Here is a 26215-nt window from a genome sequence, read left to right as displayed (position 1 = left end):
GCCGACGATGTCGGTGAGCTGGGCCACGGTGGCGTTGGCGTCATCGCGCATGCGGGCGAACACGCCGTGGAAATCGCCGTCCATGCGCGCGGTCAAGTCGCCCTGGGCAATGGCCTGCAGCAGCGCCGAGGTCTCGGCCAGGTTTTCGTCGGTGCTGGCCATCAGCCGGTTCAGGCCTTCGACCATCACCCGGAAATCGTGCTCGAACGCCTGCGCGTTGCCGCGCACGCTGAAGTCGCCGCTGGCCGCGGCGTCCACCAGGTGGCGGATTTCGTTGTTGATGGCAGCCAGATTGGCCTTGGTGGTGTCCATGGCTTCGGTCAGCACCGCCTTCTCGCCGGGCAGGCGGTCCATGTCCATCGACAGATCGCCAACGGCATAGCGCTGCATGATTTCCACCAGCCGCATCTTCACCGCAATGTGGGAGGCCACCAGCGCATTGGTGTCGCGCACCATGCGGCCGTAGTCGCCGGGGAAGGCCGCCTCGTCCATGCGGTAGCTGATTTCGCCGGCATCGTGGCGCGTAGCCATTTCCATCTGCGCGGCGGACACGGCCTGCAGGCGCGACTGCATCTGCCGCATGCTGTCCAGCAGCTGACCGGTTTCGTCGCTGCCATGGATGTGGATTGCGCTGTCCAGCCTGCCCGCGGCGATGGCGCCGGCGATACGCGTGGCCAGCGCCAGCGGACGGGAGATGACGCGCGAGACCAGCCAGCCCGCTGCCGCGGCGATGGACGTCAACAACAGCAGGCAGACGATCATCCCGGTCATTGCCCGCTTGTGGCGGGCGCTGGAGGCGTCCAGGTTCTGGTGCAGGTGGTCGGCGTTGAATTCGGTCAACGCCACCAGCGCGGTGAACAGATCGCGCCGGGCCGGACGCGATTCGTCGTCGGACACCTTCTGGGCAGCGGCAACGTCGCCGGCCCGTATCGCATCGCCCATCCGGGTGTTGGCGGACAGATAGAGTTCCCGCTGCTTGCGGACCTGGTCATAGAGTTTGGCTTCTTCGCCCTGGGTGGTGGTGCGCGCATAGGCCGCTTCGGCCGCGGCGATCGCCTCGCGGGTCTTATCCATGCGCTTGAAATAATCCTCCACCGCTTCGGGCTCATCGGTGCGCGCCAGCTGCGCCAGCTCGTAGGTGCGCAGTTCGCCCAGCTGGGCACGCATTTCGCCGAGCTGCTCGACCGCCGGCATCCAGGTGGTCCGGATATCTTCGGCCAACTGGTCGGAAGCGCGCATCTGCGCCATCGCAAACAAACCCAGGCCGATCGTCATCAGCGAGGTGATAGTGAAGGCCACGGCCAGCTTTCTGGCGATGGAGATGTTCTGGAACCATTTCATGTGAGGAATCCCCAAAGGTCGCGGCGCTAGGCGGGCAGGTCGTGGAGGCGCGCGGCGGGTGCCGTTCGCGGACGCTGCCGATCGGGAGTCCTGCCCCATGGCTACCTGTTTCAGACCGGCCGCTATTGGTCTGCACTCGAATTAGCGGCGTGCGAAATGCATTCTTGATGCTTGTTCAGCAAAAAGGTAATTGCATTTACTTGCGCCCGGTGCAGGCGAATACGGGATATTCGCCATGCGGCGCAGGAAGGCTTGCACGGCGATGCCGCGCGCATTCGGTGGCAGCCCTTGGATAGCCTGCCGCAGTCGCCACGCGTTGCGCGGCAATCGCCTGCGTATTGCCGGCGGCGGACTTGTCCCGGACGTCGACAACTCCTTCCGGGCCGCGCCCGCACAAGCACCGTTCCCGGAGCGGCCGAACGCCCCGGCAAACGCTCAGAAACTGAACTGGCCGCGCAGTTCGAACGCGTGCGGATCGGCCGATGCCTGGCCGCGCTCGGCGTCGACCCGCACATAGTTGGCCTGGAACTTGAAGTTCTGGTGCAGGTACCAGTTGGCGCCCAGCGTCCAGTTGCGCTGGCGCCCGCCGGCGATGCCGTCGCTGTCCAGATCGATGCTGCTGTAGCGGGCCAGCAGCTCCAGCGCGCCGTGCTTGCCGGCGGGTTTGGGATTGCCGACATTGCCGCCGGAATAGGGGCGCGATCCGCCGGTGAGCAGCCAGCTGCCGAACAGATAGAAGCCATCGGCCGAATAGGACGGCAGGCCGGCATCGCGCTGGGTCCTCTGCCGCAGGTATTCGCCCTGCAGCGAGTACGGCCCCCGGATCCACAGCGCTTCAAGTCCGCTGCGGCGGATGCGGTCGACCTGGGTCAGCGTGCCCGAATCGACCAGCCGCACCGCGGTCAGCGACGCTTCCGGCTTGGCCCGCCAGCGCACGCTGGGCAGCACCCGCACGCCCAGTCCGTTGATTTCGCTTTCCGGCCGTTCCTCGCTGGCCGACACGCCCAGATGAAGCACCTGTCCGGCGGCGTTGAACGGGATCCAGGCCGCGCGCGCGGCGGCCGTGCTGCCGTTGTTGTTGCCTTGCAGATCCTGGCCGTAGTAGCCGGCGTTGAGCAGGTAGCGCGGCCGTTCGAACGCCCAGTCCACGCCGATGCGGCGGCCCTGGTAGAAGGCCTGGGTCGGCAGCGAGTTTTCCATCAGACTGCCGTTGCGGGTCGAGGTATTGCCTTCGAATCCCAGCGGCAGCTTCATCTGGCCGATGCGGAATCTGCCGGCATCGCGGCCCAGCAGGGCTTTGCTTTCCAGCCGCAGCGCCACATCGCTCCAGGTCTTGGGCTGGAAGTCGAACACCGCGACGAAATCGTAGACGCCCTTGCGCTTGAGGGTGAGGCCGAATTCCCGGCGCCGCCAGTCGTGATCGTCATCCAGGGCGGCATTGCCGTAGCCATTGCCGGAAAAAGCGTTGAAGTCGTAGCCGAAGTTGCCGGTGGCGGCCAGTTCGGTGCCGTTGCCGAACGTGTATTTGGGCGGCCAGATGCTGCCGTGCGCGGCCGCGGAGCCGGCGTCCTGGGCGGCGGCGCAGGCAGGCAGCGCCAGCAGCGCCAGGGTCAGAGCGGAAACGGGTTTCATTCGGAAGGTCCTGCAAGGGCGAAGCTTCGCTGCCGCCGCCCGCGCGGGCGCGGTGCGGGAGACCGCGAGGCGGGTAGACAAGGTTCGAGCGGGCCGGCTCAGGCTGCCTGCGGCACCCGCAGCGATCGTACCAGCCCGCCGACATCGACGATCAGCGCGACGCGCCCATCGCCAAGGATGGTGGCGCCGGAAATGCCGTCGATGCGGCGGTAGTTGTTTTCCAGGTTCTTGACCACGACCTGCTGCTGGCCGAGCAACTCGTCGACCTCCAGCGCCAGCTTGTGGCCATCGCCTTCCACCACGACCACCAGCGACTCCCCGCTGCCGCGCTCGCCATAGCGGTAGTACTCGGTCAGCGACACCATCGGCAGGTAGTCGCCGCGCACGCGCAGCACGCGGCCTTCGTTGGCCATGCTGCGGATGTCCTCGGGCTGCGGCTGCAAGGCCTCCAGCACATGCGACAGCGGCAGGATCAGGGTTTCGCTGCCGACCTGCACGGTCATGCCGTCCAGGATGGCCAGCGTCAGCGGCAGACGGATCACCACGCGGGTGCCGCTGCCGAAGGCGCTTTCCAACTGCACTTCGCCGCCCAGCGCCTGGATGTTGCGGCGGACCACATCCATGCCGACTCCGCGGCCGGACAGATCGGTGACCGCTTCGGCGGTGGAAAAGCCGGGCTGGAAGATCAGGTCCCAGACCTGCGCATCGCTGGGGTTGTCGGGTACGGCCAGCCCGCGTTCGGCGGCCTTGGCCAGGATGCGTTCGCGGTTCAGGCCGCGGCCGTCGTCGCTGACTTCGATGACGATATGGCCGCCCTGGTGCGAAGCCGCCAGCGTGATCGTGCCGGTTTCGTCCTTGCCGGCCTGGCGGCGGGCATCGGGCATTTCCAGGCCGTGATCGATCGAATTGCGGACCAGGTGCACCAGCGGGTCGGCGATGCGTTCGATCAGCCCTTTGTCCAGTTCGGTGCCCTCGCCAATCGTGCGCAGGCGCACCTGCTTGCCCAGCCGGGCGGACAGGTCGCGGACCAGGCGCGGGAAGCGGCGGAACACCGCGTCGACCGGCAGCATGCGCACGCCGATCACCGCTTCCTGCAGATCGCGGGTGTTGCGTTCCAGCAGGTCCAGGCCGGCGACCAGGCGCTCGCACTGGGCCGGGTCCAGCGCTGCGGAGACCTGCTTCAGCATGGCCTGGGTGATGACCAGTTCGCCGACCAGATTGATCAGGCCGTCGATCTTGTCGACGCTGACGCGGATGGAGCTTTCGGCGCTGTCGCCATTGGCCGACTGCGTGGCCACCGCCGCTGTCGCGACCGGGCCGACCGCCGCCTCAAGCGGTGCCGGTTCGGCGGCGGGCAGGGCGCGCTGGATGGGCTGGATGTCCAGTTCGCAGTCGTCGACGACCCAGGCAAAGGCCTCGTCGACGGCGGCACGCGGGACCTGGCCAATCAGTCCCAGGTCCCAGGCCAGGTAGGCCTCCAGCGGGTCCATCTGCTCGAAGCCCGGCAGCCGGTCCAGCCGGCACGCCACTTCCAGCGGTGCCAGGTGCTCCAACTCGCGCAGGATGCGCAGCGGATCGTTGCCGCTCATGAACAGCGACGGCGCCGGCGTGAAGCCGATGCGCCAGCCTTCAGGGGCCTCATTGGCCGCGGCTGCACCGGCTGCGGCGCTGCTTGCTGCGGTTTCGGCCGATTGCCCGGACAGCACCTGGTTGAGGCTGTCGTGGATGGCCCTGACCGCCTGCGGATCGGCAGGCTGGCCGGTTTCGGCCTCCGCCAGCAGGCTGCGCAGCACGTCCACCGACGCCAGCATCGCATCGATGGCCGGCGCGCTGACGGCGCGCTTGCCGGCACGCAGTTCGTCCAGCAGCGTCTCCAGCACATGGGTCAGTCCGGCGACGGACTCGAAGCCGAACGTGGCCGCACCGCCCTTGATCGAATGCGCGGCGCGGAAGATCGAATTGATCAGATCGCCGTCGCGATTGCCCTGTTCCAGCAGCAGCAGACCCGACTCCATTGCTTCCAGGCCTTCCCGGCTCTCCTCGAAGAAGGTGGCGTGAAAGCGCTGCATGTCCATGCTCATCGGGTGCGACCTGCGTGCTGAAGGATAAGGAGGGCGATCAGCCCAGGACTTTCTGGATGGTGGCGACCAGCTGTTCCGGATTGAACGGCTTGACCAGCCAACCGGTGGCGCCGGCGGCCTTGCCTTCGGACTTCTTGTCCGCCGCCGACTCGGTGGTCAGCATCAGCATTGGCGTGAACTTGTAGTCCGGCAATCCGCGCAGCGCGCGGATCAGCGAGATGCCGTCCATGTTGGGCATGTTGACGTCGGTGACCACGGCGTTGAACTTCTGTCCCTGCGCACGTCCCAGCGCCACCTGGCCGTCTTCGGCTTCGTCCACCGAGTAACCGGCCGAGGTGAGGGCGAAAGCGACCATCTGGCGCATCGAGGCCGAGTCGTCCACTACCAGAATCCGTGCGCTCATGCGGCGTTCTCCACTGCTTGTCTGTTGTTTTCGGAAGAGGGAAGCCCCAGTTGTTCGGCCACGCCCAGCAGGCGTGCGGCATCGCGCAGGGTGGGGCTGGTTTCGGAGAATTCGGTGCGATGGCCGGCCTGCTGGCGTTCGCGGACGAAAGTGCACAGCACCTGCAGGCTGGCGGTATGCACCCGCTGCACCGCGCTGGCGTCCAGCGCCAGCTGCGGCTGCGCCAGGTGCGGCGCCAACTGCTGTTTGAGATCGGTGGCCGCCTCGATACCAAGGTCGGCGCCCAGGGGCACTGCGCTCATCATGTCTCCGAAAAGTCGGTTCGTACGTGGTATCGGCCGGTGGTGCCCGGACTTGAGGGCTGGAGGTGAATGTGTGACGGAGTTTGGAAATTGCGGGAGGAACGAGAAACGAGGAACGAGGAACGAGAAACGAGAAACGAGGAACGAGAAACGAGAGATGAGGAGTGAGAGATGAGGAGTGAGAGATGAGGAAAGGCGCGGTTGCTTTTACTCGTTTCTCACTCCTCATTACTCGTTTCTCGTTTCTCGTTTCCCGCTTCCCGCTACTTCAACAACTGCGAAGCATCCAGCAGAATCACCGTGCGTCCGCCCTGACGCGCGACGCCGCGGAACAGCTGATCGGTGATGCGGCACATGCGGCTGTTGTCCGGCGGTTCGATCTGCTGATCGGTCAGATTGGTGACGTCCTCCACGGCGGAAACCCGCAATCCCAGCACTTCGCCGTTCTCTTCCAGCACCGCGATGCGGGTGGCGCTGTCCGCCACAATGGCGGCGCGGCCCAGATACAGGCCCAGATCCAGCACCGGCACCACCTGGCCACGCAGATTCATGACCCCCAGCAGGTGGCGCGGGCCGCCGCGCAGCGGCAGCAGCGTGCCCGGCAGCACCACCTCCTGCACCTTCAACAGCTCCAGCGCGTAGTGCTGCTCGTCGCAGCGCATCCGCAACCAGCGCGTGGTGCGTTCGCTGGCGCGGCGGCGTTCCTCATGGCCGTGGTGCTGACGCTGCTCCAGCGGCAGCGGTGGCGGCGCCACGTAGCGCGGCGCGGCGTTGGCGGCAGGGGCCGGCCGGGGTGGGGCAGGTTTTGCCGGCAATGCCGGCATGGGCCGGTTGGCTTCGGGCGCAGCGGCAGGCGCGGACCCGACAGCGGTAGCCGGCGCGGCGCTGGGGCTGGCAAGGGCGGTTGCGGCAGCAGCGGTTGTGGCAGCGCCTGCCGCGACATCGGCCGGTGCCGCCGGATCGGCCGGTTGCGGCGGCGTGGCAGCGACGGCCGTCCGCACGGGAACGGCTCCACCGTCCGGCGCGCTTTCCAGCAGTTCCAGCAGGTAGTCGTCGAGGGCAGGGCTGGCGGTCATGCGGCCTGTTCCGTCATCAACTTTTCGGTATGCAGGATCCAGTCCAATGCGCGCCGGTACGCCGCCAGACCACGGCCCGGGTACAGGGCGGGCGCTGGCGGACGGGTCAGCGCATCGACCTGGCAGATGCGGGTGTCGTTGGGAATGGCATCGCTCCACACCCGTGCGCCGTGTTCCTGCTGCATCTGCTTCAGCGTCTCGGCGCCGGCGCGGGTGCGGCGGTCATACAGGGTCGGCAGGATCGAGACCGGCAGCGGGCGCCGGCGCGAGCGCTCGATCATCTCTGCGGTGCGGCACATGCCCGCCAGGCCGTGCATCGCCAGCGGTTCGGTCTGGGTCGGCACGACCAGATGATCGGCCGCGGCCAGCGCATTGACCATCAGCAGCCCCAGTTGCGGCGGGCAGTCGAACAGCACGTAGTCGTATGCCGAACCGCTGCGCGAGAGCGCATTGGCCAGGGCCAGGCCGAGCCCGGGCTGGCTGGCGCTGCGGCGCTCCAGCGTGGCCAGTGCGGTTTGCGCGGCGATGTGGTGGAGGTTGTCCACTTCGGTGGGCCGAACCACGCTGGACAGCTCCAGCGCCGGGTCGTTGAACAGATCCAGGACACCGCTGGGCGCAGGTTCGCCGGGCACGCCGAAGGCGCGGGTCAGCGAGGCGTGCGGATCCAGATCGATCAGCAGCACGCGCGAGCCGCGCATGGCCAGCCCGCGGCCCAGCGCCAGCGTGGTGGTGGTTTTGCCGACGCCACCTTTCTGGTTGGCGATTGCCCAGACGCGCATCAGTTGACTCCTTGGTAGCTTTCCGGCGCCGGCAGCGGGCCGGCCATGGCGGGCGCCGCCGAGTCGGCGACCGGCGGCAGGTCTATGGCCGGCGTTATCGGGGCCGGGGTCGCCAGCGCCGGCAGCGGCGCCGGCGACTGCCCGGCCTCGCTGGCCAGGATGATCAGCAGCACCCGGCGATTGGCGTTGCGACCGCTGTCGGTGGCGTTGTCTTCGATGGGACGGTATTCGCCGTAGCCGATCATCGCCAGCCGGTCGGGCGAGATGCCGTCGCGGATGAACAGATGCACGACGCTGGCGGCGCGCGCGGCCGACAGTTCCCAGTTGGACGGAAACTGGTAGGTGTTGATTGGCCGGTTGTCGGTATAGCCTTCCACCCGCACCGAGTTGGGCACATCGCCCAGCACCTCGGCCAGCTTGGCGATGGTCTGGACCGCGGCCGGGTCCAGCGCGGCCGAGCCGGTGGCGAACAGGATGTCGCTGTTGATCTGCACTTCCAGCCACAGATCGGCACGGCGGACCACGACCAGCTTCTTCTCGATCAGCGGTTCCAGGGCGTGTTCCAGATCCGCGGCAATCGACTCCAGCTGGCGTTGCGCGTTCTGCAGGCCGCGCTGATCCACGGTCATGTTCATCTGCGAGGCCATCGCCGCCAGCAGCGTCACGTTGGGGGCGGGCGAGGGCGCGGACGGGCCCTGCTTGGCGCCGGACTTGATTGGCGAAGGACGGTCGTAGTCGGCGCCCTGCAACTGGTGGTTGCCGACCTGCACCGGATTGATGGTGCGCGGCGCGCCGCCGAACGCGGCGGTCAGCGCATCGGCCATGACCCGGTACTTGCCTTCGTTGAGCGTGGAAATGGCGTACATGACCACGAAGAAGGCCAGCAGCAACGTCATCAGATCGGCATAGGGGATGGCCCATGCCTCGTGATTGGTGTGCTCTTCGTGCGCCCGCTTGCGTGCCATGTCCGCGATTGCCCTAGTGCAGGAAACCGGCCAGCTTGGATTCGATGTTGCGCGGGTTCTCGCCCTGGGCGATGGCGATCAGCCCTTCGATGATCATCTCGCGCTCGCGGCTGCGGCCATTGATGACGCTCTTGAGCTTGCTGGCCATCGGCAGGAAGAACAGGTTGGCCGAGGCGATGCCGTAGATGGTGGCGGTGAACGCGGCGGCGATGCCGTGGCCCAGCTTGCTGGGGTCGGCCAGGTTCTTCATCACCGCGATCAGGCCGAACACCGCGCCGATGATGCCGAGCGTGGGCGCGTACACGCCCATCGCCTCGAACACCTTGGCGGCGGCCAGATCCTCGTGTTCCTGGCCGCTCAGGTCGATTTCCAGCATGTGCCGGATGGCTTCCGGCTCCAGGCCGTCGACCAGCATCTGCAGGCCCTTTTTGAGGAACGGATCGTTCTGATCGTTGACCAGCGGCTCCAGTCCCAGCAGCCCCTGCTTGCGGGCGATATTGCTCCACTCCACGATGCGGGCGACCAGTTCGGCGCGTTCGCTGGTCGGCGGCCGGAACACCCACATCACGATCGAGGCGGCGCGTTTGAACACCGCCGGCGGCGTATGCACCATGATCGCCGCGACCGTCCCCAGAATCACGATGACGAAGGCGGCCGAGGACCACAGCGACGACAGGCCGGCACCCTTGAGGATGCTGCCGCCGACCAGGGCGACCAGGGCAAGGATGATTCCGATAAGGCTGAAGATGTCCATATGCGTTGGTATCGGCGTAGTGGAGGCATTCTTGAGACGCAGACCGTGGGAGTGCGCCGGCATGCCGGCACGGAAAGCCGCTCCCGCAAGCGTCGCCGCTAGGCGGCGGATTCGCGCAGGCCATCCACATCCAGGATCAGCGCCATCCGGCCGTCGCCGATCAAGGTGGCGCCGGCATAGCCGGGCAGCCCGCGCACCGCGCGCGGCAGCGGTTTGATCACCACTTCCTCGCGGCCGCGGACCTGGTCGACGATCAGGCCGAAACGCTGGTCGGCGATCTGCAGCACCACGATCGTCAGCAGCGGCGGCATTGCCGGCTCCACGCCCAGCCAGCGCCGCAGGTCCACCAGCGGCAGCGTATTGGAGTTGCGGTCCAGCACCGGTTGGCCGTCGAACCAGCGCAGGCTGGTGGAAGGCGCGTGCAGCACTTCCATCACCCGCGCCAGCGGCAATGCATAGACCGGTTCGCCCGCCTGCACCAGCAGGGTCGGCAGGATCGCCAGGGTCAGCGGCACGCGGATGACGAAGCGGCTGCCGCGGCCCAGTTCGGAATGGATCTGGATCTGGCCGCTGAGCTCGCGGATGCGCGACTGCACCACGTCCATGCCGACGCCGCGGCCGGAGATGTCGGTCACCTCGGTCTTGGTGGAGAAGCCGGCCAGGAACACCAGCTGCAGGCACTCGTCGGCCGATAGCCGGGCCGCGGCTTCCGGATCCAGCAGGCCTTTTTCCAGCGCCTTGGCGCGCAGGCGCTCGGGGTCGATGCCGGCGCCATCGTCGCGGATTTCGATGGTGACGTAGTCGCCTTCCTGCTGCGCCGACAAGCGCACATGGCCTACCCGCGGCTTGCCGCAGGCTTCGCGCAGGTCCGGCAGCTCGATGCCGTGGTCGATGGCGTTGCGGACCAGGTGCACCAGCGGGTCGGCCAGCGCCTCGACCAGATTGCGATCCAGCTCGGTGTCGGCGCCGACCAGTTCCAGGTCGACTTCCTTCTGCAGCGAGCGCGCCACATCGCGCGCGACCTTGGGAAAGCGCGAGAACACCTTGCCCACCGGCTGCATGCGCGTGCGCATCACCGCCGACTGCAGGCGCGCGGTGGCGATGTCCAGGCCGCTGACCGCGCGGTCGAGCTCCTCGTCGCGGATGCGCGCGCGCAGCGTCTTCAGGCGGTTGCGCGAGAGCACCAGTTCGCCGACCAGATTGACGATGGCGTCCAGCCGCTTGGTGTCCACGCGGATGGTCTGTTCGGCCTCGCCGTTGCTGCGCGCAGGCGGCTTGGCGGCCGTTGCGGACGCCGCCGCAGGCGCGCTGCGCGGTGCGGCGGGCCTGGGCGCAGGCGTGGCCGCAACGGCCGGCCGCACGCCGGCAGCGGCGGCCTGGCCGGGCGCCGCGCCGCCGTGCAACTGATCCAGCAGCGCCTCGAATTCGTCGTCGCCGATCAGATCGTCGGCCGGCTTGGCCGGCGTGGCGGCGGCGATCGGCGGTGTGGTCGGCGCGGCCTTGCCGTGCAGTTGATCGAGCAGCGCTTCGAACTCGTCGTCATCGATCATGTCGTCGCCGGCGCCAGCGGCGGCGGGCCGCGCGACCGGGACGGCGACGCGCTGCACCGCTGCCGGCTGCACGTCGAACTGCTCGATCAGCGCCGCCGGCGCATGCGCGGCCTGTTCGCCGACGGCGACCGAATCCAGCATCTGCTGCAGCCAGTCCAGCGATTGCTGGGCGGCGTCGAAATGATGGGGTTCCAGCGTGGCCTTGCCGGCGCGGACGATGCCAAGGGCTTCCTCGGCGGCATGGCACAGCTGCACCATGGCGTGGATGCCGAGAAATCCGGCGCCGCCCTTGAGCGTGTGGAAGCCGCGGAACACCGCATTGAGCTGCGCGCTGTCGGCCGGGTCCTGTTCCAGCGTCACCAACTGCTCTCCCAGACGGTCGAGGATTTCCTGAGCTTCGATCAGGAAGTCGGCAGCGATTTCGGGAGTGACAGCGGACATGAGGGGTGTTGGGAATTCCGTGATGAAGTGCGTGGCGGTTGAGGTTTTACGCTTGCTGTGTTGTTGCTGGCTGGAACTAGACTGCTTGTGGAGGGGAGATAGGCAATGCCGTTTGGGAGCGCTTCTCAACGACCCAAAGGCTAGTCAAGAGGGCGGGACGGTGCAGGCGGACGATGGGAGGCAGCGTTCGCTTTTTTCTTGAAGAGCAAAAGCAAATCCACCTCAGTCCCCCTTTATGAAAGGGGAGGAAAAAGCGAAGCTTTCCCCGGTCCCCGGTCCCCGGTCCCCGGTCCCCGGTCCCCGGTCCCCGGTCCCTACAGCCCCAGTCCCGACAACAGGTCATCCGCGTCATCCTGCGAGAACGCATTGCGGTCAAGACCGGCAACGGCCGGGCCGGCCAGATCTGAAGCGCCTTTCTTTTCCGGCGGCGGCAGGCCCAGCGCGCCGAAGCCTTCGTGCACCCGGCGGACGATGCCGGCGACGCGGCGGATGATCTGGCCGGTGAGGTCCTGGTAGCTCTGCGCCAGCGCCATTTCCGACAGGCCGTTGCGGATCCGGTCGACCAGCACGATCTGTTCGGACAGCAGGGTGGTCGCTTTCAGCTGATCGGCGTAGCCGCGGCACTGTTCGGCCAGGTCCAGCGTCTTGTGGCTGGCCTGTTCGGTCATCGCCACGACGTGGTCCAGGCGCGCGCAGGCGTCGTCGAGTTCTTCGGCGTTGTGGGTCGGCGGCAGCTCGCCCAGGGTCTGCGCCAGTTCCCTGGCCAGCCGGCCCAGGCCCTGCATCATCGGCTGCGTACGCCAGGCGGCGATGGCGTCCAGTTCCCGCCGCCAGGCGGCTTCGTCGCCCTGTTCCAGGGCGTCCAGCGCGTGCTGCAGTTTTTCCGCCAGTGCAGCGCGGGCGCCAGCGGCTTCCACGGTCGCGTTCATCAGGCCGCGGCTCCCAGGCGTTCGAAAATCTTGCCGAGCTTTTCTTCCAGCGTCTGCGCGGTGAACGGCTTGATGATGTAGCCGTTGACGCCGGCCTGCGCCGCTTCGATGATCTGCTCGCGCTTGGCCTCGGCGGTGACCATCAGCACCGGCAGGGTCTTGTAACGCTCGTCGGCGCGGATCGCGCGCAGCAGCTCGATGCCGGTCATGCCGGGCATGTTCCAGTCGGTCACGACGAATTCGAAGCTGCCCTGGGCCAGCGCGGTGAGCGCGGTCGATCCGTCATCGGCTTCGGCGGTATTGGTGTAACCCAGATCGTTGAGCAGATTCTTGATGATGCGGCGCATCGTCGAGAAGTCGTCCACGATCAGGATCCGCATGTTCTTGTTGGCAGTCACGAAGTGCTCCGGTGAAGCAAGGCTGGTCTAGAGGCGGTATCGGCCGGCGGACGGAAATGTTTAGAGATCGGGACCGGGGACCGGGGACCGGGGACCCGGAAAGGCGCTTCACACATGGCTTTTGACCGGTCCCGGGTCCCCGGTCCCGGCTTCCCATCACTCATCCTCCAGCCCGGCGTCGGCGCGTTCGAAGATGTCCAGCCGGCCGCGCAGCCGCAGCATCGCCTGGCCGTGGATCTGGCAGACCCGCGACTCGCTGACTCCCAGCACCGCGCCGATTTCCTTCAGGTTGAGTTCCTTTTCGTAGTACATCGACAGCACCAGCTGTTCGCGTTCGGGCAACTGGCCGATGGCCTTGACCAGCGATTGGCGGAACTCGGCGCGTTCCAGCGTCTGCTCGGGCGAAGGGCCGCCGGTGCGGGCGGTGTTGGGCTCGCCGTGGTCGTCGATGTGCGAATCCAGGCTCAGCACCTGGCCGCGGGCGGCGTCCTCCAGCAGGCGCAGGTATTCGGGCAGCGGCATCTCCATCGCCGCGGCCACTTCGGTGGCGATGGCGGCGCGGCCGGTGCGCTGTTCGATCTCGCGTACGGTCGCAGCCGCTTCGCGGGCGCGGCGATGGACCGAGCGCGGCACCCAGTCGCCGCGGCGGATTTCGTCGATCATCGCGCCGCGGATGCGGATCGAGGCGAAGGTCTCGAACGAGGCGCCCTGTTCGGCGTCGTAGCTGCGCGAGGCTTCCAGCAGGCCGATCATGCCGGCCTGGATCAGGTCGTCGACCTCCACGCTGGCCGGCAGCCGTGCGGCCAGATGGTGGGCGATGCGGCGCACCAGGTCCGCGTGCTGGGCCACGCAGTCGTTGGCGCTGCTGCGTTGCACCGCCTTGTATTGGGCTGCTGCGGTATTCATGCGGCCACTCCGCGCGCACCGATCATGCGCTCGACAAAGAATTCGACGTTGCCGCGCGCACCGGACGGCGGCTGCCAGCGCGCGGTCATCCGCGCGATTTCGCCGATGGCGCGCGCCGAGGGGCTGCCCGGATAGGCCTTGACCACGGCCTGCTGGCGCTGCACCGCGCGCCGCAGCCAGTCGTCCTGCGGCACCGCGCCCAGGTAGTGCAGGGCGACATCGCCAAGGAAGCGTTCGCAGACGCGGGCGAGTTTTTCGTACAGCCGGCGGCCCTCGTTGGGGTCGCGGACCATGTTGGCGACGACATGCACGCGGTCGACGCCGCGCTCGCGCGAGAGCACCTTGATCAGCGCGTAGGCGTCGGTGATCGAAGCCGGCTCGTCGCAGACCACCACCACGGTGTCCTGCGCGGCCTGGCAGAAGGTCAGCACGCTGTCGGTGATGCCGGCGGCGGTGTCGACCACCATCACGTCCAGCGCCCGCTGCAGCTCGGAGAACACGTTGACCAGGCCGACGTGTTCGGCCGGCTGCAGCTCGGCCATGTGGCGGAAGCCGGAAGAGGCCGGCACGATCAGCAGGCCGTCCGGGCCTTCCACCAGCACGTCCTCCAGCCCGCAGCGGCCGGCGACCAGATCCGCCAGCGTGAACTTGGGCGACAGCCCCAGCAGCACGTCGACATTGGCCAGGCCCAGGTCGGCGTCCATCAGCAGCGTGCGCTTGCCCATTTCGGCCAGCGACACGGCCAGGTTGACCGACAGGTTGGTCTTGCCGACGCCGCCCTTGCCGCCGGTGACGGCGACCACGCGGACCGGATGGAACGCGCCGGCCAGCGGCGGAGTGCTGCGCGGGTTGGTCTGCAGCAGGTGATCAGGCGACATGGATCGTCTCCGGGGTGCAGGGTTGGTCGGCTTCGCGCCGCAGTTGGTCCAGCCGCAGCACCAGGTTGGCGCCGTTGGCGCGATGCAGGTCCTGCGGTACGCGTTGTCCGTCGGCCAGCCACACCATCGGCAGCTGGTGGTCGACGATGACCGAAAGCGCGCTGCCCAGGCGGCCGGTTTCGTCGACCTTGGTCAGCACCACGCCCTGCGGACGGGCGCCGCTGAAGCGGCGCACCACTTCATCCAGATCGCCAAAGTGCGAATTGGCCGGCAGCACCAGCAGCGTGCGGACCTGGCCTGCCGAGCGCAGCCAGTTGAGCTGGCCGACCAGATTCCTGTCGCGCTGGCCCAGGCCGGCGGTGTCGATCAGCACCAGCTTGTAGTCGCGTAACCGCTCCAGCGTCTGCGCCAGGCCGGTGTCGCTGTCGGCCTCGTGCACGGCGATGCCGAGCTGGCGGCCGTAGCTGTGCAACTGTTCGCGGCCGCCGACGCGGACCGTGTCGGTGGTGACCAGGGCCACGTCGCGGGCGTTGTGCCTGGCCGCGTAGGCGGCCGCCAGCTTGGCGATGGTGGTGGTCTTGCCGGCGCCGGTGGGCCCGACCAGGGCGATGATGCCGCCTTCTTCCAGCGGGTCGGTCGGTGCGATGGGCAGCTTCTTGGACAGCAGTCCCAGCATCAGCCCGCGGCCGCGATGCAGCTCGGTATCGGCGGGGATCTGCAGGGCGATATCGCGGGTCAGCCCGGCGTCGAAACCGTAGTCGTCCATCAGGTCCAGCGCCTGCGCGCGCACCGGCGAGCCGCGCAGGCGTTCGTCGGTCAACCGGCTCATCTCGCGTTCGATCATCTCGCGCATCGAGGCCAGCTCGGCGCGCATCTGCAGCAGTTGTTCGTCGTTTTCCGGTGCGGGCGCGGCGGGGCCGGCGACGGCGCTCAGCAGCGGCGCCGGGCTGGCTGCCACCGGCGGCTCTTCCGGCGGCAACGGCAGCGGCGGGGCGATCTTCGGCAGCGGCGGCAGTCCGTCCAGATCGGCTTCCAGCGGATTCGGCGGCAGGCAGGCGGCCAGCTTGGCGGCGAACGAGACCGGTTCGATGGATGCTTCCGCGGCCGGCAGCTGGGTGCGGGTTGCAGCGGCGGCTGCAACTGCAACGGGGGCGGGCGCTGCCACCTGGTTGCTCCTGGGGCGGAAATAGGCGGCCGCCTGTTCGGCCGGCGACGGAGCGCGCTCGTCCCGCGCGGCGGCCGGATGTTGCGGCGGCGCCGGGTTCTGCACGTCCGCGTGGACGGCGGCAGCGTGAACGCTTTGGCCGCGTTCGCCACGCATCGCCTGCAAGGTGTGCTGCACCAGCGCTTCGTCGTAATTGCTGGCGGCGACGATCTCGATGCCGTCGTCGGTCATGCGGTTGGACAGGATGACCGCGTCCGGACCATGTTCCTGCCGCACCATCGCAAACGCGGTGCGCATGTCGGGAGCGACGAAGCGTTTGATTTTCATGATGGGAAGCCGGGAATGGGGAATCGGGAATAGGGAATGGGCTGGAAGCGGAGCCTGCGTTTTTGCCTTGTTTTCAATATGTTCGTCTTCATTGTCTTTCTCCGCTGCGGAAAATCGCTTCTAACGATTCCCGATTCCCCATTCCCGGCTCAGCTGATGGTTCCCACCAGCTTCAGCCGCTTGTCCTCCGGCACCTCGCTGTAGGCCAGTACCGACAGCGAGGGAACGCTGTGCCGTACCAGCCGCGCCAGCGCGGCGCGAACCGTTCCTGGCACCAGCACCACCGCCGGTTCGCTCTTGGCTTCCTGCTTGCTGACGCAGTCGGCCAGGCTCTGGTGCAGGCGTTCGGCCAGTCCCGGTTCCAGCGCGGCGCCGGTGCCCTGGGTACTGTCCTGCAAGACCCGTTCCAGTGACGGCGCCAAGGTATAGACGGGCAGTTCCGGCGCCATGCCGGAGATTTCCTGCACGATGAAGCGGCCCAGCGCGTTGCGCACGGCGGCGGTCAGCGCGGCCGGGTCCGGGTTCTGCGGGGCGTGTTCGACCAGCGATTCGACGATGCGGCGCAGCTGCCGGATCGGTACGCGCTCGTTGAGCAGGTTCTGCATCACCCGCACCACGGTGGACAGCGGCAATGCCTTGGGCGTCAGGTCCTCGACCAGCTTGGGCGCGCTCTTGCCCAGGTTGGCCAGCAACTGCTGCACTTCCTCATGGCCCAGCAGTTCCGGCGCGTGTTCGCGGATCAGGTGCGACAGATGGGTGGCCACCACGGTGGCGGCGTCGACCACGGTATAGCCCAGCGACTCGGCCATCGCGCGCTGGTGCGGCTGGATCCACACCGCGTCCAGACCGAACGCGGGATCCTTGCCTGCAATGCCGTCGATGGGCGCGAAGGCGCCGCCCGGGTCCAGCGCCAGTTCGCGGTCGGGGTGGATCTCGGCGCTGGCCACCGGCACGCCGTGCACCAGCAGCCGGTAGCCGTTGGAAGGCAGTTCCAGATTGTCGCGGATGTGCACCGGCGGTATCAGGAAGCCCAGGTCCTGGGTCAACTTGCGCCGCACCGCCTTGATCCGCGACATCAGCTCGCCGCCCTGGGCCTTGTCGACCAGCGGGATCAGCCGGTAGCCCACTTCCAGGCCCAGCGGGTCGATCGGACGCAGTTCGTCCCAGGTCAGTTCGGCTGCCGGATTGCTGGCGGAAGGCGCGGGCAGGGCGGCATCGGGCTTGTCTGCCGCGCGTTCCAGGCCCTTTTTCCACAACCGCCAGGCGATGTAGCCGATGATTGCAGACAGCGTCAAAAAAACGGCATTGGGCATGCCCGGCACCAGCCCGACGATGCCCAGCACCGCCGCGGTGACCGCCAGCGCCTTGTGCTGGCCGAACACCTGGCCGACCATCGCATGGCCCATGTCCTGCGAGCGCGAGGCGCGGGTGACCAGCATCGCCACCGCGGTGGATACCAGCAGCGCCGGCAGCTGCGCGACCAGGCCATCGCCGATCGACAGCAGCGTATAGACCTTGGCCGCATCGGCCACGCCCATGTCGTGCTGCATCACGCCAATGGCCAGGCCGCCGACCAGGTTGATGACCAGGATCAGGATGCCGGCGATGGCATCGCCGCGGATGAACTTGCTGGCGCCGTCCATCGCGCCGTAGAAGTCGGCTTCCTCGCGGACTTCCTCGCGGCGGGCCTTGGCTTCCTCGCGCGAGAGCAGGCCGGCGTTGAGGTCGGCATCGATGGCCATCTGCTTGCCGGGCATGGCGTCCAGGATGAAGCGCGCCGATACCTCGGAGATGCGCCCGGCGCCCTTGGTGATGACCACGAAGTTGATGATGGTCAGGATGGCGAACACCACGATGCCGACCGCGTAGTTGCCGCCGACCACGAAATCGCCGAAGGCCTCGATGACCTTGCCGGCCGCGCCGGGACCGTCCTGGCCGTTCAGCAGCACCACCCGGGTCGAGGCCACGTTCAGCGCCAGCCGCAGCATCGTGGTCATCAGCAGCACGATCGGGAAGATGGTGAAGTCCAGCGGCCGGCGTACATAGACCACCGCCAGCAGCACCACCATCGATATGGCGATGTTGAAGCTGAAAAGCGCGTCCAGCACCGGTGCAGCCAGCGGAATGATGACCATCGCCAGCATCGCCAGCACGATCAGCGGCGCACCCAGACCGTGCCGCAGCAGGTCCATCATGCGCATGGCGGGGGAGGCGGATGCTGTGTTCATCGCAGCGGCTTCCCTTCATCGACGTCGATGTCCGGCAGCGTCGGCAACGCCGCCGCGCCATGGCGCCAGGCGCGCAACTGGTAGACGTAGGACAGGATCTGGGCGACAGCCGAATACAGTCTCACGGGGATTTCCCGGCCGATTTCGCCTTCGCGATACAAGCTGCGTGCCAATGGCGGCGACGAAACGATGGCGACCTTGTGCATCTGCGCCACTTCGCGGATGCGGAAGGCCAGTTCGTCCACGCCCTTGGCCAGCACCCGCGGCGCGCCCATCTTGCCGCTGTCGTACTTCAGCGCAACCGCGTAGTGGGTGGGATTGACCACGATCACATCGGCGCTGGGCACGTCTTCCATCATCCGCCGCTGCGACATCTGCATCTGCAACTGGCGGATGCGGCCCTTGACCTCGGGGCGGCCCTCGCTTTCCTTCAGTTCATCGCGCAGCTCCTGCCGGGTCATCTTCAGCTTGCGGGTGTGGTTCCACTTCTGGTACGGCGCATCGATGGCCGCCAGCAACATCAATGCGCCGGCGGTGGACAGCAGCAGCACGCCGGTGAAACCCAGGCCGCTGCGCGCGGCCTGTTCCAGCGGCATGTCCAGCAGCGCGCGCAACTGGTTCAGGCCGAACTTCAGGCACAGCGCCGCCGCGCCGCCGACCAGCGCCACGCGCAGCAGCGACTTGAGCAGTTCGGCGATGCTTTCCGGGCCGTACAGGCGCTTGATGCCGGCCAGCGGGCTGAGCCGCTTGAAGTCCGGCATCAGCGATTTGGAGGAAAAGCGCAATCCGCCCATCAGCAGCGGGCCAGCGAACCCGGCCAGCACGCAGATTGCCGCCACCGGCGCGACCACCGTCAGCAGGCCCAGCAGCAGCTGCCCGGTATGCCCGAACAAGGCATCCGGCCGCTGCAGCAGCTCCGGCGACGGGGTCAGCGCGATCTTCATCCAGCCCAGCGCGTTGCGGGCCAGCGCCGGCGTCATGGCGGCCATCGCCAGCACGCCGGCACCGAACACCGCCGCGGTCGCCAGTTCGCGCGAACGCGGGATGTTGCCTTTCTCGCGGGCCTCGCGCAGACGTTTTTCGGTAGGCTGTTCTGTGCGTTCGCCGCTTTGGTCCTGCTCTGCCATGGCGCATTTCCGACGGGGTCGGGGACATGGCTGCAAGTCCTGTTCCAGAACGCGCCGGAAAACCGGAGTCCTTATGCAGGAGCGGCCTCCCGGCCGCGAGCTCTTCCCCGGTCCTGGCGCAGACGCAGGAGCTCACGCCGGGACGGCGCTCCTACACCGCGGCTTCGGATGGCTTTTTTTCCGGTTTTTCTCCCGTTTCCGGGGATATCGGCTTCGGCGGGAGTCGCCGCCCGTCAGGCTGGGGGGGCTCCGCCCTCCTGACGACGTCGTGTCTTTACGTCGGGCCGCAGTCCATTCCTGGCCTGCTCTCCGCACCCCCAGCCCGTCGGCCGTCGCCTTTGATGAGAGGACAGGTTGCGACTTCGGAAGGCCTTTCTTCGAGCGCCGATCAGGTGTCCAGAAGCCGGTGGCCAGGGTGGTGCGGGACCGTACGCGGCATGGATGCCGCGCAAGAGCCCACAAGGGTGAGGCAAGCGTTTGCGAAGCACCGCTTCGCGCGCAGCCGAACGCCCGCCATCTGCGATGGCGGGCCGGGCCCGCGCAGCGGGTGTTTACGGCGTGTCCCGCAATACCCTGGCCGCCGGCTTCCAGGTAGACGTCGCCTCACCTGAGAAGAGAACCAAACTGGTTAGCAGAGCCGGCGACGCCTGCGCTGCCTGCTGTGATTGCCTAACAGCCGACCGCTCCGCTAGCATCCGGTGGGTATGCACCGCTCCCCCGGCTACCGTCTTGCCCGATTGCTGCGCTTCCCGGCGTTGGCCCTGCTGGTGCTGGCGGTGCTGATCAACCCGGTGCTGGCGGCGGTGGGCGATTTGCACGAAACCGGTTCCGGCGCGGCGCATCTGCACGATGTCGGCGACCACGGCGCTACGCCGGAAAATGGACATGGCGACGGCACGCCGCAAGAGCACGACGATGGCGACGGCGATCTGCTGCACGCGCTGATGCACGCCAGCCATTGCTGCGGCCACCCGACCGCGCTACCGGCATACATGGTCGTCGCATCCATCGTCCCGCTGGCCGACGCCGTGCCGGTACGGCAAGCGCAGGCCCCGCAAGCGGGCATCGCTTCGGATCTTTTCCGTCCTCCGATCGCGGCCTGACGTCGCCGCCGGCATCGTGCCGGTCCTTCGTCATTGATCCGATTGGAGAATCCCCATGTGGTTGCGTCTGGCGGCGATTGCCGTCTTCGCGGCTGCGCCGTGCATGCAAGCGCTGGCGCAGTCGCGCGAAATCCTGACCCTGGACGATGCGTTCGCGCGCGTCGCCAGGTCCCATCCCGACCTGCGGTTGTTCGACGGCCAGCGTACGGTACTGGCCGCCGAATCCGACCGCGCCCACCTGCGCCCACCGCTGGTGGCCGGGCTGGCCATCGAGAACGCGCTGGGTAGCGGCGCCACCCGTGGCTTCGACGAAGCCGAGATCAGCCTGACCCTGGCCGGCGTACTGGAGCGCGGCGGCAAGCTGGACGCGCGGCGCACGCTGGCGCAGACCCGGATCGATGCGCTGGCGCTGCAGCGCGAAACCCGCCGGCTGGACCTGCTGGCCGAAGTCGCCCGCCGCTATCTGGCCGTCACTGCCGCCCAGCAACTGCGCCGGATCGCCGAGTTGGATATCGCGCAGCGGCAACGCACCGCGGCGGCCGCCCGCCAGCGGCTGGCCGCGGGCGCCTCGCCCGAATCGGTGCTGCTGACCGCGCAGGCGGCGCTGGCGCGCGCCGAACTGGATCGCGATCGTGCCAGCCAGCGCTGGCTGTCGTCGCGACAGCACCTGGCCGCGTTGTGGGGCGAACGCGAGCCGCTGTTCGAAGTCGTCGCCGGCGATCCGCTGGCGCTGCCGGCCATCGCGGATTTCGCCGTGCTGGCCCAGTTGCTGGATGAAACCCCGGAACTGGCCCGCTTTGCCGACGAACAGCGCCTGCGCGAAGCCCGGCTGCAACTTGCGCGCCGCCAGGCCGTGCCGGATCTGGATTGGCAGGTCGGCATTCGCCGGCTGCAGGCCGGGGACGAGGTCGCATTGATCGGCAGCCTTGCCATACCGCTGGGCGGCGCGCGGCGCGCACAACCCGACATCCGCGCTGCCGAAGCCGAGCTGGCGATGCTGGGCATCGAACGCGAAGCGCAGGGGCTGGCCCTGTATTCGACCCTGGCCGATGCGCACGGCCGCTACCGCGCCGCGCAACTGGAAACGGCGCGATTGCGGGCCGACATCCTGCCGCGGCTGGGCAAGGCCGAGGCCGCCGCCGAACGCGCCTACCGCGCCGGCGCCAGCAGCTATCTGGAATGGGCGCAGCTGCAGTCCGAACGCACCAGCGTGCGCCGCCAGCAGTTGGAAGCGGCACTGGAAGCGCAAGGCGCCCTGATCGAAATCCAGCGGCTGACCGGCCAGGCGTTCGTCGCCGGCCCCGCCGCACCGACCGAAGGAACCACCCCATGAAGCCGCAACTCATGTTGAGCGCGCTTGCGCTGTCACTGCTGGTTTCCGCCTGCGGCGGCGCATCTTCGCCGAAAGAGGGCCTTGGCGACGGCCATGCCGACAACCACGCCGATGAGCCGGGCGAAACCGCCGGCAGCGAGGAAGCCGCCAAAGGCCAGCACGGCGGCCGCCTGCTGCAGCAGGACGGCTACGGCGTCGAGCTGGCCGTCGCAGAAGACGGCACGCCGCCAAAGTTCCAGGCCTGGCTGTACCGGCAGGGCAAGCCGCTGCCCGCCAGCGCCGGCAGTGTCGAAGTGCAACTGCAGCGCCTGGGCGGAATCGCGGAACGCCACACGCTGACGCCACAACCCGATGGCAGCCTGCTGGCCGCCAGCGTCGTCGGCGAACCGCATTCGTTCGATGTCCAATTGCGGGCGGAGATTGGCGGCAAGGCGCTGCGCTGGAGCTACCCCAGCTACGAAGGCCGCACCCGCATCGACGCCGGCATTGCCGACGAGGCCGGTATCCGGGTGGCGCCGGCCGCAGCCGGCGTGATCGCCGACGAACACGAGGTGCAAGGCCTGCTGACCCCGCTGGAAGGGCGTGCGGTCCAGGTCACGGCGCGCTTCCCGGGCCCGATTCGCCGCTTGAACGCCAACGTCGGCGACCCGGTGCGGGCCGGGCAGGTTCTGGCCACGGTCGAAAGCAATCTCAGCCTCACCGATTACACCGTTGCCACACCCATCGCCGGCGTCGTGCTGGCGCGCAACGCCAGCGTCGGCGCGATGGCTGGAGAAGGCGCGCCGCTGTTCGAAGTGGCCGACCTGTCGCAGCTGTGGGTCGATCTGCATATCTTCGGCGCCGATGCCGGACACATCCGTCCCGGCGCCGCGGTCAGGGTCACCCGGCTCAGCGATGGCGTCAGCGTGGAAACCACGCTGGAACGCGTGTTGCCGGGCACTGCGACGGCAAGCCAGAGCACGGTCGCCCGCGCCATTCTCGACAACGGCGATGGCCTGTGGCGGCCGGGGTCGGCGGTGCGCGCGCGCATCACCGTCGAACAGCAGCCGGCGGCGCTGGTGGTGCCGCTGTCGGCATTGCAGCGTTTCCGCGACTGGGACGTGGCATTCGTACGGGTTGGCGATACCTACGAGGTGCGGCCGCTGCAACTGGGCAAGCGCGACGGCACGCGCGTAGAGGTGTTGTCGGGCCTGCGCGAAGGCGACCAGGTCGTGGTCGAACAGAGCTATCTGGTGAAGGCCGATATCGAAAAATCCGGTGCGTCCCATGACCACTGACCGCCGCCCGGACGCAGGCGCCGGCCTGCTCGAACGCATCATCCGTTTCGCCATCCGCCGTCGCTGGCTGATGCTGGCCTTGACGCTGGCGCTGGTCGTGGTGGGCGCGTGGAGTCTGGCCCGGTTGCCCATCGACGCCACCCCGGACATCACCAACGTGCAGGTGCAGATCAACACCGAAGCGCCGGGCTATTCGCCGCTGGAATCCGAGCAGCGCGTGACCTTCGCCATCGAAACCGCGATGGCCGGCCTGCCGGGCCTGGACTACACGCGCTCGCTGTCGCGTTATGGCCTGTCGCAGGTGACCGTGGTGTTCGAGGACGGCACCGATCTGTATTTCGCCCGCCAGCAGGTGGCCGAGCGGCTGCAGCAGGCCAAGGCGCAGTTGCCGGCCGGACTGGAACCGGAGATGGGGCCGATCGCCACCGGCCTGGGCGAAATCTTCATGTACACGGTGGATGCGGCCCCCGACGCGCGCAAGTCCGATGGCACACCGTGGACCGCCACCGATCTGCGCACATTGCAGGACTGGGTGGTGCGGCCGCAGTTGCGCAATACCCGCGGCGTCACCGAGGTCAACACGATTGGCGGCTTTGCCCGCCAGATCCACATCACCCCGGATCCGGCGCGGCTGGTCGCGCTGGGCTTCACCTTGGGCGACGTCGCATCGGCGGTGGCGGCCAACAACCAGAATGTCGGCGCCGGCTATATCGAACGCAATGGCCAGCAACTGCTGGTGCGCGTGCCCGGCCAGGTGGACGATCTCGACGGCATCGGCAACATCGTGCTGGATCGGCGCGAAGGCGTGCCGATCCGCGTGCGCGACGTGGCCGCGGTCGGCGAGGGACCGGAACTGCGCAGCGGCGCGGCAACCCAGGACGGCCGCGAAGTGGTGCTGGGCACGGTGTTCATGCTGGTCGGTTCCAACAGCCGCCAGGTCGCGCAGGCCGCCGCCGCCAGGCTGGAAGCCGCCAACGCCAGCCTGCCGGCGGGAGTCAAGGCCAGCCCGGTCTACGACCGCACCGCGCTGGTGGACCGCACCATCAAGACGGTGTCGACCAACCTGATCGAAGGCGCATTGCTGGTCATCGCGGTGCTGTTCCTGCTGCTGGGCAATTTCCGCGCCGCCCTGATCACCGCCGCGGTGATCCCGCTGGCGATGCTGTTCACCGTGTTCGGCATGGTCCGCGGCGGCGTCTCCGGCAACCTGATGAGCCTGGGCGCGCTGGATTTCGGCCTGATCGTCGATGGCGCGGTGATCATCATCGAAAACTGCCTGCGCCGTTTCGGCGAAATGCAGCAGCGGCTGGGCCGGGAAATGAGCCAGCAGGAGCGTTTCGAGATCACTGCCTCGGCCACCGCCGAAGTGATCCGGCCCAGCCTGTTCGGCCTGGGCATCATCGCCGCGGTGTACCTGCCGATCTTCGCGCTGACCGGCATCGAGGGAAAGATGTTCCACCCGATGGCGATCACCGTGGTGCTGGCGCTGACCGGCGCGATGATGCTGTCGCTGACCTTCGTGCCGGCGGCTACCGCCATTTTCCTGGGCGGCAAGGTCGAGGAAAAGGAGAACCGGGTGATGCAGTGGGCCAGGCGCCGCTACGCGCCGGTGCTGCACTGGGCATTGCGGCGCGGGACCTGGGTGATGGCTGGCGCGCTGGTGCTGGTGCTGGGCAGCGGATGGCTGGCCACGCGCCTGGGCAGCGAGTTCATCCCCAACCTGGACGAGGGCGACATCGCCCTGCATGCGCTGCGCATCCCCGGCACCAGCCTGGAACAGGCGCTGAAGATGCAGGCCACGCTGGAGCAGCGCATCAAGCGCTTCCCGGAAGTCGAGCGGGTGTTCGGCAAGCTGGGCACGGCCGAGGTGGCCAACGATCCGATGCCGCCGTCGGTGGCCGACACCTTCCTGATGATGAAACCGCGCTCGCAGTGGCCGGATCCGCGCAAGCCGCAGGCGGCGCTGATCGCCGAAATCGAGGCTGAAGTGGAACGTCTTCCCGGCAACAACTACGAGTTCACCCAGCCGATCCGGATGCGCATGAACGAACTGATCTCCGGCGTGCGCGCCGATGTGGCGGTCAAGGTCTATGGCGACGATCTGGACACGCTGATGGAAGCGGGCGAACGCATCGAGGCGGTGGTCGCCGCGGTGCCGGGAGCGGCCGATGTGAAGCTGGAGCGGACAGACGGCCTGCCGCTGCTGAGCGTGATCCCCGACCGCCAGGCGCTGGCGCATTACGGCCTGAATCCCGGCGTGGTGCAGGACACCGTGGCCGCCGCCGTCGGCGGCCAGGTGGCCGGGCAGCTGTTCGAAGGCGACCGGCGTTTCGACATCGTCGTGCGCCTGCCCGAACCGCTGCGCCAGGATCCGGCCGCGCTGGCGGATCTGCCGATTCCGCTTGCAGGCGGCAACCGCAATGCCGACGAATCCAGCCGCGACAGCGACTGGGCCGTGGGCACGCCGCGCACCTTGCCGCTGCGCGAGGTGGCGCGGCTGGAAACCCGGCTGGGGCCCAACCAGATCAACCGCGAAAACGGCAAGCGCCGGACCGTGATCACCGCCAACGTGCGCGGGCGCGACCTGGGCGGATTCGTCGAGGAACTGCAGCGCAAGATTGCGGCGGAAGTCGAACTGCCGGCCGGCTACTGGGTCGACTACGGCGGCACCTTCGAACAGCTCATCTCGGCCAGCCGGCGCCTGGCGATCGTGGTGCCGGTAACCTTGGTCATCATCCTGGGGCTGCTGCTGATGGCGTTCGGGTCGGCCCGGGATGCGGCCATCGTGTTCAGCGGCGTGCCGCTGGCGCTGACCGGCGGGGTGATAGCGCTGGCGCTGCGCGGCATTCCGCTGTCGATCTCGGCCGGCGTCGGTTTCATCGCGTTGTCCGGCGTTGCGGTATTGAACGGACTGGTGATGATTTCCTTCATCCGCAGGCTGCGCGCGCAGGGCGCCAGCCTGGATGAAGCGGTGGTGGAGGGCGCACTGGGACGTTTGCGCCCGGTGCTGATGACGGCACTGGTGGCATCGCTGGGCTTCCTGCCGATGGCGTTCAATGTCGGCGCCGGCGCCGAGGTGCAGCGCCCGCTGGCGACGGTGGTGATTGGCGGGATCGTGTCGTCGACGCTGCTGACGCTGCTGGTGCTGCCGGCGCTGTATCGCCGGCTGCACCGCGGGCGCGAGGAAACCGCGGTGTCCGGCTGAATGCGTTCGCGCCCG

20 protein-coding genes and 1 pseudogene are annotated in these 26215 nt (G+C 68.0%); 4 read left to right on the top strand and 17 right to left on the bottom strand.

The window, feature by feature from the left end; all coding sequences use genetic code 11:
* From CRO39_RS05010 to flhB, 17 genes and pseudogenes are all read right to left on the bottom strand, one after another.
* Positions 1 to 1341 (bottom strand): MCP four helix bundle domain-containing protein (locus CRO39_RS05010; protein ID WP_141400716.1); only part of this gene is annotated, 1341 nt, incomplete at its 3' end.
* A 435-nt stretch (positions 1342 to 1776) separates the two neighbouring features.
* On the bottom strand, positions 1777 to 2973 hold the full coding sequence (locus CRO39_RS05005) for an OprO/OprP family phosphate-selective porin (RefSeq protein ID WP_097120714.1): 1197 nt from the start codon (positions 2971 to 2973) through the stop codon (positions 1777 to 1779).
* Between the two features lie 98 nt (positions 2974 to 3071).
* Positions 3072 to 5054, bottom strand: coding sequence for a chemotaxis protein CheA (locus tag CRO39_RS05000; protein WP_097120713.1), 1983 nt, complete (start codon positions 5052 to 5054; stop codon positions 3072 to 3074).
* A gap of 37 nt (positions 5055 to 5091) precedes the next feature.
* Positions 5092 to 5457 (bottom strand): response regulator, encoded by a 366-nt coding sequence (locus CRO39_RS04995; RefSeq protein WP_097120712.1) that lies wholly within the window; start codon positions 5455 to 5457, stop codon positions 5092 to 5094.
* A complete protein-coding gene (locus CRO39_RS04990; RefSeq protein WP_097120807.1) occupies positions 5454 to 5759 on the bottom strand; it encodes an STAS domain-containing protein in 306 nt (101 codons plus the stop codon). The genes CRO39_RS04995 and CRO39_RS04990 overlap by 4 nt, the downstream gene beginning before the upstream one ends.
* A 263-nt stretch (positions 5760 to 6022) precedes the next feature.
* Positions 6023 to 6706, bottom strand: a pseudogene (locus tag CRO39_RS04985) (chemotaxis protein CheW); the annotation flags it as partial.
* A gap of 125 nt (positions 6707 to 6831) precedes the next feature.
* A complete protein-coding gene (locus CRO39_RS04980) occupies positions 6832 to 7614 on the bottom strand; it encodes a ParA family protein (protein ID WP_097120710.1) in 783 nt (260 codons plus the stop codon).
* The gene (gene motD / locus CRO39_RS04975) at positions 7614 to 8579 is read right to left on the bottom strand and encodes a flagellar motor protein MotD (RefSeq protein WP_097120709.1); all 966 of its coding nucleotides are present in this window, start codon (positions 8577 to 8579) and stop codon (positions 7614 to 7616) included. The genes CRO39_RS04980 and motD overlap by 1 nt, the downstream gene beginning before the upstream one ends.
* Positions 8580 to 8592: 13 nt before the next feature.
* Complete coding sequence (locus CRO39_RS04970; protein ID WP_097120708.1) at positions 8593 to 9333, bottom strand: flagellar motor protein; 741 nt, start codon at positions 9331 to 9333, stop codon at positions 8593 to 8595.
* 98 nt (positions 9334 to 9431) lie between these two features.
* Positions 9432 to 11324 (bottom strand): chemotaxis protein CheA, encoded by a 1893-nt coding sequence (locus CRO39_RS04965; protein ID WP_097120707.1) that lies wholly within the window; start codon positions 11322 to 11324, stop codon positions 9432 to 9434.
* 314 nt (positions 11325 to 11638) lie between these two features.
* Positions 11639 to 12253: a protein phosphatase CheZ gene (locus CRO39_RS04960; protein WP_097120706.1), complete on the bottom strand. Its 615-nt coding sequence runs from the start codon at positions 12251 to 12253 to the stop codon at positions 11639 to 11641.
* Complete coding sequence (locus CRO39_RS04955; RefSeq protein WP_097120806.1) at positions 12253 to 12633, bottom strand: chemotaxis response regulator CheY; 381 nt, start codon at positions 12631 to 12633, stop codon at positions 12253 to 12255. Before CRO39_RS04955 ends, CRO39_RS04960 begins: the two co-directional genes overlap by 1 nt.
* Before the next feature lie 174 nt (positions 12634 to 12807).
* Entirely contained in the window at positions 12808 to 13557 is a 750-nt protein-coding gene (locus CRO39_RS04950; protein ID WP_097120705.1) for an RNA polymerase sigma factor FliA, read from the bottom strand.
* Positions 13554 to 14435, bottom strand: a complete 882-nt coding sequence (locus tag CRO39_RS04945) for a MinD/ParA family protein (RefSeq protein WP_097120704.1) — start codon at positions 14433 to 14435, stop codon at positions 13554 to 13556. Before CRO39_RS04945 ends, CRO39_RS04950 begins: the two co-directional genes overlap by 4 nt.
* Positions 14425 to 15879 (bottom strand): flagellar biosynthesis GTPase FlhF, encoded by a 1455-nt coding sequence (gene flhF / locus CRO39_RS04940; protein WP_425479658.1) that lies wholly within the window; start codon positions 15877 to 15879, stop codon positions 14425 to 14427. Before flhF ends, CRO39_RS04945 begins: the two co-directional genes overlap by 11 nt.
* A 197-nt stretch (positions 15880 to 16076) precedes the next feature.
* Positions 16077 to 18155: a flagellar biosynthesis protein FlhA gene (flhA, locus tag CRO39_RS04935; protein ID WP_097120702.1), complete on the bottom strand. Its 2079-nt coding sequence runs from the start codon at positions 18153 to 18155 to the stop codon at positions 16077 to 16079.
* A complete protein-coding gene (gene flhB / locus CRO39_RS04930; RefSeq protein ID WP_097120701.1) occupies positions 18152 to 19282 on the bottom strand; it encodes a flagellar biosynthesis protein FlhB in 1131 nt (376 codons plus the stop codon). The genes flhA and flhB overlap by 4 nt, the downstream gene beginning before the upstream one ends.
* Before the next feature lie 704 nt (positions 19283 to 19986).
* Here flhB and CRO39_RS04925 point away from each other — a divergent pair.
* From CRO39_RS04925 to CRO39_RS04910, 4 genes are read left to right on the top strand one after another with little or no spacing between them, the layout of a single operon-like run.
* The gene (locus CRO39_RS04925; RefSeq protein ID WP_141400715.1) at positions 19987 to 20385 is read left to right on the top strand and encodes a hypothetical protein; all 399 of its coding nucleotides are present in this window, start codon (positions 19987 to 19989) and stop codon (positions 20383 to 20385) included.
* A 55-nt stretch (positions 20386 to 20440) separates the two neighbouring features.
* Positions 20441 to 21718: a TolC family protein gene (locus tag CRO39_RS04920; RefSeq protein ID WP_097120699.1), complete on the top strand. Its 1278-nt coding sequence runs from the start codon at positions 20441 to 20443 to the stop codon at positions 21716 to 21718.
* Positions 21715 to 22995 (top strand): efflux RND transporter periplasmic adaptor subunit, encoded by a 1281-nt coding sequence (locus tag CRO39_RS04915; RefSeq protein ID WP_097120698.1) that lies wholly within the window; start codon positions 21715 to 21717, stop codon positions 22993 to 22995. The genes CRO39_RS04920 and CRO39_RS04915 overlap by 4 nt, the downstream gene beginning before the upstream one ends.
* Before the next feature lie 25 nt (positions 22996 to 23020).
* Positions 23021 to 26200, top strand: a complete 3180-nt coding sequence (locus CRO39_RS04910) for an efflux RND transporter permease subunit (RefSeq protein WP_162125696.1) — start codon at positions 23021 to 23023, stop codon at positions 26198 to 26200.
* Positions 26201 to 26215 lie beyond the last annotated feature (15 nt).

The organism is Pseudoxanthomonas wuyuanensis (assembly GCF_900215535.1).
Taxonomy (GTDB): Bacteria; Pseudomonadota; Gammaproteobacteria; order Xanthomonadales; family Xanthomonadaceae; genus Pseudoxanthomonas_A; species Pseudoxanthomonas_A wuyuanensis.
The sequence above is the reverse complement of the archived record's forward strand: the minus strand, read 5'-3'. Positions and strand labels throughout refer to the sequence as shown.